The organism is Actinomycetota bacterium, from assembly GCA_040754375.1.
Classification (GTDB): domain Bacteria; phylum Actinomycetota; class Acidimicrobiia; order Acidimicrobiales; family AC-14; genus JBFMCT01.
Genome location: JBFMCT010000073.1, coordinates 1 through 7,691, shown reverse-complemented (window position 1 = coordinate 7,691; position 7,691 = coordinate 1). Strand labels below are relative to the sequence as shown.

Here is a 7,691-nt window from a genome sequence, read left to right as displayed (position 1 = left end):
TCTGGAGATCGCGCGGCCGGCGTGCGCCGAGCCGCCTCCGCCTCCGCCCACGTCCCCGCCGCCGACCTCCCCGCCGCCTCCGCCTCCGCCCACGTCCCCGCCGCCGACCTCCCCGCCGCCTCCGCCCACGTCCCCGCCGCCCACGTCCCCGCCGCCCACGTCCCCGCCGCCGACCTCCCCGCCGCCGACATCCCCGCCTCCCACGTCTCCGCCGCCCACCTCCCCGCCGCCCACGTCTCCACCGCCGGCGCCGGGGACGCCTCAGGACGTTGAGGCGTGCCGCCTCGGGGGATGGCGCAATCTGGTCGACGACAACGGCCGGCCCTTCAAGACCCAGGGTGACTGTGTCAGCTACGTGACGACCAGGGGCCGGAACCCGGCCGCCGGTTAACCGGGCCGGTCGACCAGGCCCGCTCGCAGCAAGTCAGCCAGGCATCCCCCTACTGCCGCCCCCGGCGGGTCATCGAGGCTGAAGGCCACACGGACCATCTCCACGATGTCCTCGTAGCTGTTCTCGCCCGTGCAGGCTTCCAGCACGAACAGGGCCGTGGCATTAAGCCGGTGCTGGGCCCCGTCCGCGTCGGTGAGGACGAACTCGGCCCCGCGCTCGGTCACGCTCGTCGGCTCCCGTTTGACAAGAGCCGGGCCATTGACGGCGTCAGCCGTGGTGAATTGGCCGTCGACGATGTGCACGAGGGCGGCCGGTGCGCCGTCGAAGGGTCGGACCGCGACCGTGGTCCGGTGGACCGGAGCATCGGGGCCGGCGAGCCGACCCCCTATGAAGTAATCCCTCTGCCAGTCTCCCGGGCGCCGCTCCCCGTCCGCCAGGAAGGCCGAACGGGAACGGGCCCAAGCGTGGTAGCCGGCCGCGACCCCTGCGTCGGACTCGATATCGACCACCTCCGGTCGGGCCGCTTCGATCAGCCCGAGGTCGATCGGCTGCAGGAAGCAGATCGGGTCATCCTGGCGGAACTCGACGGGTCGCCCGGGACGCAACAGCTTCCAGTTCATCGTGAACGTGACGGTGGCCCAGTCGGTCTCGACCAAACCCTCGAGAGGGTGTGCCCCCTCGATCCAGAAATTGGGGGCTCCCCTGACCGATAACCCGACGCCCGCGGGCGTACGGAAGACGAAAGGGATGTTGAAGGTCAGGATGCCGTACCCGAAGTGGTCGGATACCAACGCGCTCGCGGGGTGCCCATCGCCGAGCACCCGGACGTCGATCCCACCCGGCCCGTCGGACCCGCTCCACGTCGCCCGCAACCCGAACGGGGCCCGCACGACCCAGCCAGCGTGGTTGGCAACCACTAACGGGAGGCAGCGGCGAGCGAAGCCATGCGAGGTAGCGTCCATCCACGTCCGGCGGCGCGACGCCGGCCGGGGAAAGACATCGTCGTGGGCTGACACGGCGTAGGCCCGGAAGTCCCACGAAGGTACTGGCGGCGGAGGGTTGCGCACCCGCTCGGATCTCGCAGTCACCTTGGCTCCCATGACGAGGGGAGGACCAAGCCTAGCCAAGCGGCGTAACGCTGGCCCGGCGCCGCCGGGCCCGGTGCGCGGCCCACGGGGCCGATCCCCGCAAGACCGCGCGTCACTACTCTACGGGTGCTCCCTGATGCGCTCGTTGCTCAACTCCGTGCCATCGGCGCTGATCGTGCTGACCGTCGTCGGTGGCACCATCGGTCTGGCGCTGGGCGGGGTCGTCGCCGCCTGGAAGCTGTTCCCCAACCTGGCCGAGGGGCCGTTCGAGGACATGGCCGACGGGCTGCGGGTGGTCTACGAACTGGTCTTCGCCCTGATCCTCGCCTTCGTGATCGCCTCGGTGCTCGATACGTTCTCCAACGCCGAGGCGACCGTCGCCGACGAGGCCAGGACGCTGGCCCACATCAAGCGGGCCAATCAAGCCCTACCGGTCGAGCAGCAACTGGTGCTCGACGAAGGCCTCGGGCATTACGTACATGCCATCGCCGGCCCCGAGTGGGAGCGCATGCGCGACGGCCGAGAGAGCGCGCAGGCGGCGGCCGCCCTGGAGACCCTCTACGCCCTCTATCAGGCCTATGACCCACCGCCCGCCGCCGGGCCCCAGGCCGAGTACTACCGGCTGGCGGTCGAGCAGCTCGACGAGGCCAGCTCGGCCCGCCGCGAGCGCCTGGGACTGAGCTCGAACGAGCTCCCCTCCCTGCTTCGGACCGTCCTGCCCATCGGCGCGGTGCTCCTGCTCGTGCTCGAGCACCGGCCCCGCATGGCAAGGCGCGCCCAACTGGTCCACATGGGGCTTCTCGCCGCGGTGGTGTCGTTCTCCTACCTGCTGACGGTCCTGCTCGACTACCCCTTCGCCGGCGATGTCTCGGTCAGCAACGAGCCGTTCAAGCAGGGTGCGCTGGCCGAGTTTTGGAGCAGCGACACGCCCCATGAGCTGGGCCCGGGAGAGCGCCAAGAGGCCCTTCGCACCGGCGATCTGGTCGGGGTCTGGAACTCGGCGTCGTTCGGCCTGGTGGTCTTCCGCCAGGACGGGGACGAGGTGCGAGGCGTGTACCGGTTGGCCCAGGGGACAGTCGTCGGCTCGGTAGGGCCCGACGGCGTGTTCCGCGGGTGGTGGTGCGACCTGCCTGGCCGCCAGCCCGACGACCATGCCGGCGACGTCGAGTGGAGGCTGGTGATCTCCTCAGACGGAGAGATCGTCTACGGGAGCTGGCGCAACGGGACCACCGAGCCCTTCCGCGGGGGCTGGGACCTGGAACGGGTGGGCGGCCCCGAACCCCCCGACCTCGCCCCCCGCTTCGACGACCCGGCCGCCTTCTGCCGCCGCCCCTGACCCCGCTTAGCCTGCAGGGGCGGGGGCCGGGGCCAACGCCCCGTACGGATCGAACAGGGCGGTGCCGCACCCGCCGCACGTGCCGGAGGTGGCCGGGGTGACGGCGTCGCAGTCCGGGCAGAAGATGACCCGTTGGCGGGGGGTACCGCACTCCCACAGCCCGGCGAAGTGGCTGTACTGCCAGCGGTTCTCCGAGAGCAGGCGCATGGCCTCCTGGTGCTCGTCGCTGGCGAAGAAGGCCTGGGCGTCAGCCGCCGTGTGCCAGAAGGCGACCAGCGTGTAGTGGGGCCCGTCACTGAGGTTGTAGCGCCGGATGAACCCCGGTGCGGTCGCCAACCTCTCCATCAGCCCGGCGGCCGTACGCCAGAAGCCGGCCGCCCGGTCAGGGTCGGCGAAGGTCGCCTGCAGGACCAGGATCGCTCCCGCGGCCTCAGGGCCGAGGTGGCGGTCGGGGCCCTGCTGGGTGGCGAGCATCGTAGGCACGACCTGGACCCCCTCGATGGCCAGCATGCGGCCGATCACGTCTGGCGGCGGTGGCTGCGTGAGCAGCTCGACCATGGATGCCTCCCGTTCAGTAGTGCTCCGACACTATGTCGGATGAATATGCGGACTGTAGGATGAACTCGTGGCCGAGGTCAAGGGCAGGCGTCGTTACTCCTCACCGGTGCGCGACGAGCAGGCCGCCCTGACCCGCTCGCGCATCCTCGACGCCGCCGGCGAGCTCTTCCTCGAGCGGGGCTACGCCCGCACGACCGTGCAGGACATGGCGGACCGCGCCGAGGTCGCCCGCGACACCGTCCACGCCGTGTTCGGCAGCAAGGCGCGCGTCCTCACCGCTCTCATCGACACCCGCCTGGTGCCGGGCGACGGCCCCGCCAACATCACCGAGACACCCCCGGCCCAGGCCATCAGGGACGAGGTCGACCCCCGCCGGCAGATCGAGCTGTTCGGGATCTGGGCCGCCGGGGTGTCGGCCAGGCTTCGCCCCGTGTTCGAGATCCTCCGCACCGCGTCAGCGGTCGAACCCGAGATGGCCTCCGTGTTCAAAGAGATGGACCGCTACCGGCTCAAGAACATGCAGACCTTCGCCCGCTGGTTCGCCGCCCGCGGCCCCCTGCGCGTCAGCACCGAGCGGGCCGCGGAGATCATCTGGGCCCTCGCCAGCCCGGACGTGGCTCGCATGCTGTGCGACGAGCTCGGCTGGTCCGAGGCCGAGCACTCCCAATGGCTGGCCGACACGCTCGCCCGGGCTCTCCTTGCACAGACATGAGGGTTCCCTCCACGAGGGTTGGGCTGCTCCAGGGTCTCTCCTCACCGTCCGGGTGCCGAGGCCTCCCCTGAGGGGGTGCGGCCCGTCCTCTCTCGGGGGTCAGTGGTGATCTTCGCCCACCCCACTCGGGCGTTGCCCGGCGCAGCCGCACACACACCCTCTCCCATCCCTTCACCGCGTCGCCGGTCCCGTGGTGGAGATCCCGGCGTGTTCGGGATCGGGTTCTCGATCACGATCTGCGGTCGGGGCATGTCCGGTCCAGGCCAGGAAAGTGGTGAAGTGCGCGCGGCAGGAGTCACGGAAGCTCCAGCCGGACACCGGAGCGCTCGGCGTCGGTGGAGTCGGTGAGTGCGTTCGTGGCGACGAGGTAGCCGTCCACCGCGGCGCGGTCCTGCCACGGCATCCCCGCGGTCCAGCGCCAGGCGTGGGCGAGGGTGCGCACGTAGAGAGCGGTACGACCCTCTCGTGACAGCGCCCGCAGCGCGGTGAGGTACTCGTTGCGGAACACGATGGGGATGACCAATCGTGCGAGGCCGGCGGCGCTCAGCTGCGCGCACATAGCGGCACGGGCGACGCGGCCGTTCCCGTCGTCGTAGGGGTGGACCTCGGAGATCAGGAACAGCTCGAAGGCGGCTCGAGGGAACCCGGGGGCGAGGTCGGCGAGCCGCCGGAAGCCCTCGATCAGCGTGCCCTCCACGAGGGTGGGCGCGACGAAGACGTAGGAGCCGGCCTGGTTGGGCTTCTCCTTGAACTGACCGGGGCGCTGCTCCGGGCGCCCACCCATCGCCAGCCGGTGCCGCCGCTCGAGCAGCGCGAACAACTCGTCGGAGGTGGTGGGGACGGCGGCCCGCAGCTCGGGATCTCGAACAGCCTCGAAGGTGCCGAGCACGTCGTGGGCGTCCTCCGGGCGCTCCTCGGGGATCTCACCCGACGCCACGATGGCCTCGGCCTCGTCGATCGAGAACTCGGTGCCCTCGATGAAGTTCGAGAAGTATGCCTCGAAGAAGGGCAGCGATGTCGCGGGTTCGTCCGCCAGCGCGGGCAGACGATCGGGGACGTCGAGGTCATCTGGTAGGGCCGTCAGGAACGAGGCGAGCTCATCGAAGCGGGCCACCCGATCGGGGTCGTACTCGTGCCCCGCAGCGCGTGCGGCCAACAGTCGCCCGGCACCGGCTCGAGCCTCACGGGTCCCCACCGCGACACCGATCAGGTCCTCCACCTGTCGGCGCCGCTCGGGCACGCCCAGCTCGTCACAGACCTCCAGGGCCCGGGCGCGCAGCGACAGGAGCCAGCCGTCCGGTCGACGCTGGGAGGTGCGGACGATCCAGTCCTCGAGGTCGGACCGGGACAACGTGCGGGCGAGCTGTCCGCCCCGGCCGCGTGACACAGCCAGGTTGTCGACGAGCGTGCGGGCTTCGGAGGTGATGCGCAGCCCTTCGGCCCACCCGAGGTCATCGGCCAGCGGACCGGGCCCAGTCCGAGGTGCGATCACCAGGCCGGGAAGCTCGACGCGCTCCTTGCGTTGCGTCGACACCACCGTAAGGACGCCCGCTGCCGGCATCCCGCCCTCCGCCGCGGAGCGGTCGGCGATCAGCGCGTCGGGCACCAGCCGGGCCACGATCGCCCACCGGTTCCGGGCCACCAGCTCGACCGGGTCGGCACGGAGGTCAGCGGTGTAGAGGCCCCTGGCGAGCCGACGGATGCGGCCATCCCTGACGCCACGCGACAACGTGGCGACGCTGGCGACGTCGCCGAAGAACACCGATCCAGGCGTGGTCGGCCACGGAGTAGTGGGCTGTCTCGGCATCGGATTCCGAAAGAAACACCGGCGAGAGCCACCTTAGCGAAAGAAAGACCGCCGAGAGCGGACCCACGGGACCAGGATCACGCCCGAGAGCTATCGCTCAGGGCATCGAGGGATCGGGAAGCCGCCCAAGCGGGCGCTCGATCTCGATCCGGCCGCGGCGGTCAGCGCTGGCGCCGTGAGCGCAGTGGTGTGCCCGCGGCGCGCGCCCGGTTGGTAGACCCCACGGCCCTTTCAGAACACCCGTTCCCCGAACTACACTGGCGTAACTCTGCTCGGGTCCGAGGAGGTCGTCAGGATGGACAACCGGGAGATCGCAGCTGCGGTGTGGATGGGCGCGCGGCGCGAGGCTGAGCAGGAGCAGGAGGAGGCGCGGCTGCGGCTTGTCAGGAACGCAGGACTGCAGGGACCCGACGATGACGGTCGGCAGCTGGACCAACGGGAGTTCGAGGAGACCAAGCGAGCCCTGCGCTGGCTCGCAACCTGCCAGATGGGCTGGTATCGCAACCGAGGAGGCCAATACCGAACGGACTTGCTGGACATGCTGGGCGACTTCACCAGCCACGGCCTGCCGGCCGAGCACGGCATCGAGATGCATGTCGCGCCGGACGGCCAGCGCTGGTGGGCGGGCCGGCGAATGGTCACCGGGTGGTACTTCGCGATCGGCGCAGCTGGTCCGCCGCCGGACCAGTGGGAGTACGAGGGCGAAGCCCCGCCCGGCGGCTTCCCTGGCCAACACCCCGACTGGGGCGCCGGACCCTTCTCCTTCGACGCCTGCGCGAACTGGTAGCCAGCGCGCAGAGGTCCCTCGGACCGTCAGGCTTGGTGAGGCGTCGAGCCGGCTTCCGGGTCCGCGTGCACCGCTGCTGTCCGGCGCCAGTCCCGGATGAGTTGGTCGCGCGCAGCGTTGCTCACCCAGTGGCAGCGTCCTGCGCGATCGCGCGCAGGTACTCGACAAGGTGCTCGTCTTCGGGGGCATGGGGGTACGCGGCCTCGAACGCCTCCACGGCGGCCTCGGGACTGGTGAAGGCGCACATCGGCCAGAGCAGGACCATGTCTTCACGGTCCTGAGGGTCGGCGCGGTAGAGCTTCATGACGAAGACCACCTCCGGCGCCGGTGCCCGCACGACGAGGGACTCCCGCTCGTAGACGACGGCGGCGTCCTCCATCGAGGCGCCGGCGGGCCAGAAGGCGGCGGCCGCGTCGTTGAGCCAGCCGCTGCGCAGGTCGTGACGCCGACCGACGGCCTCAATGGCGCCGTCAAGCTCCGGGTCGAGCCGGCGGGCGCTGTCGACATCGCGTGTCGCGACACGCTGTGCGTGCCACAGCAGCCATGCGCCGCCAACCATGACCACCTCGGCAGCGACGCCGAGGCGCCGCAGCTCGGCGGCGAGCTCGTCGAACAGAGCCTCGAGCTCGCCGCGGTCGCTCAGTAGCCCCGGACAGCTGACCACCTATGCTGGGCTTCCCCCCAGAACCCGGACACAGTTCCTATTCGGCTATTTGGTCCAACCATAGCTGCTCGAATTCTTCCGGTGGGATATAGCCAAGCGAGCTATGAAGGCGAGTACGATTGTACCATATCAGCCACTCAAAGATGAGTGGTCTGGCCTCGGCCTTCGTGGTAAAGTCGGCATCGTCGACAAGTTCCCTCTTGAAAGAGGAGAAGAAGCTTTCGGCCATAGCGTTGTCGTACGAGTCGCCGACGGACCCCATCGACTGGGTAATGCCGAGGGCGGCGCAGGTTTTCTTGTAGGCGTCGCTGGTGTACTGGCAGCCCCGGTCGGAGTGGAACCGCAGGT

At 70.2% G+C, this 7,691-nt stretch carries 9 protein-coding genes; 4 read left to right on the top strand and 5 right to left on the bottom strand.

Annotation, left to right across the window (positions count from 1 at the left end; translation table 11 throughout):
* A partial coding sequence (locus AB1673_17085; protein MEW6155673.1) for a hypothetical protein occupies nt 1–273 on the top strand: 273 nt, incomplete at its 5' end.
* Nucleotides 274–387: 114 nt separating this feature from the next.
* Here the strand turns inward: AB1673_17085 and AB1673_17080 are convergent.
* A complete protein-coding gene (locus tag AB1673_17080; protein MEW6155672.1) occupies nt 388–1,491 on the bottom strand; it encodes a DUF6065 family protein in 1,104 nt (367 codons plus the stop codon).
* Nucleotides 1,492–1,615: 124 nt separating this feature from the next.
* Here AB1673_17080 and AB1673_17075 point away from each other — a divergent pair, with 124 nt between their 5' ends.
* A complete protein-coding gene (locus tag AB1673_17075) occupies nt 1,616–2,815 on the top strand; it encodes a hypothetical protein (protein ID MEW6155671.1) in 1,200 nt (399 codons plus the stop codon).
* Between the two features lie 6 nt (nt 2,816–2,821).
* On the opposite strand, the gene AB1673_17070 is transcribed toward AB1673_17075, so the two are convergent.
* Nucleotides 2,822–3,373 carry an antibiotic biosynthesis monooxygenase gene (locus AB1673_17070; GenBank protein MEW6155670.1) on the bottom strand — a complete coding sequence of 184 codons (552 nt, stop codon included), beginning with the start codon at nt 3,371–3,373 and terminating at the stop codon, nt 2,822–2,824.
* 67 nt (nt 3,374–3,440) lie between these two features.
* Here AB1673_17070 and AB1673_17065 point away from each other — a divergent pair, with 67 nt between their 5' ends.
* The gene (locus AB1673_17065) at nt 3,441–4,085 is read left to right on the top strand and encodes a helix-turn-helix domain-containing protein (GenBank protein MEW6155669.1); all 645 of its coding nucleotides are present in this window, start codon (nt 3,441–3,443) and stop codon (nt 4,083–4,085) included.
* A gap of 295 nt (nt 4,086–4,380) precedes the next feature.
* Here AB1673_17065 and AB1673_17060 read toward each other — a convergent pair whose 3' ends face one another.
* Entirely contained in the window at nt 4,381–5,892 is a 1,512-nt protein-coding gene (locus tag AB1673_17060) for a Fic family protein (protein ID MEW6155668.1), read from the bottom strand.
* Nucleotides 5,893–6,187: 295 nt separating this feature from the next.
* Here AB1673_17060 and AB1673_17055 point away from each other — a divergent pair, with 295 nt between their 5' ends.
* Complete coding sequence (locus AB1673_17055) at nt 6,188–6,679, top strand: hypothetical protein (protein ID MEW6155667.1); 492 nt, start codon at nt 6,188–6,190, stop codon at nt 6,677–6,679.
* Between the two features lie 121 nt (nt 6,680–6,800).
* Here AB1673_17055 and AB1673_17050 read toward each other — a convergent pair whose 3' ends face one another.
* Nucleotides 6,801–7,343, bottom strand: coding sequence for a DUF6036 family nucleotidyltransferase (locus tag AB1673_17050; GenBank protein MEW6155666.1), 543 nt, complete (start codon nt 7,341–7,343; stop codon nt 6,801–6,803).
* A gap of 37 nt (nt 7,344–7,380) precedes the next feature.
* A partial coding sequence (locus tag AB1673_17045) for an integrase core domain-containing protein (GenBank protein MEW6155665.1) occupies nt 7,381–7,691 on the bottom strand: 311 nt, incomplete at its 5' end.

Bases quoted from the DNA above. Each gene is read 5' to 3' on its own strand.
- AB1673_17075 (MEW6155671.1), top strand. From the start codon at position 1,616: ATGCGCTCGTTGCTCAACTCCGTGCCATCGGCGCTGATCGTGCTGACC.
- AB1673_17055 (MEW6155667.1), top strand. From the start codon at position 6,188: ATGGACAACCGGGAGATCGCAGCTGCGGTGTGGATGGGCGCGCGGCGC.
- AB1673_17070 (MEW6155670.1), bottom strand. From the start codon at position 3,373: ATGGTCGAGCTGCTCACGCAGCCACCGCCGCCAGACGTGATCGGCCGC.
- AB1673_17060 (MEW6155668.1), bottom strand. From the start codon at position 5,892: ATGCCGAGACAGCCCACTACTCCGTGGCCGACCACGCCTGGATCGGTG.
- AB1673_17080 (MEW6155672.1), bottom strand. From the start codon at position 1,491: ATGGGAGCCAAGGTGACTGCGAGATCCGAGCGGGTGCGCAACCCTCCG.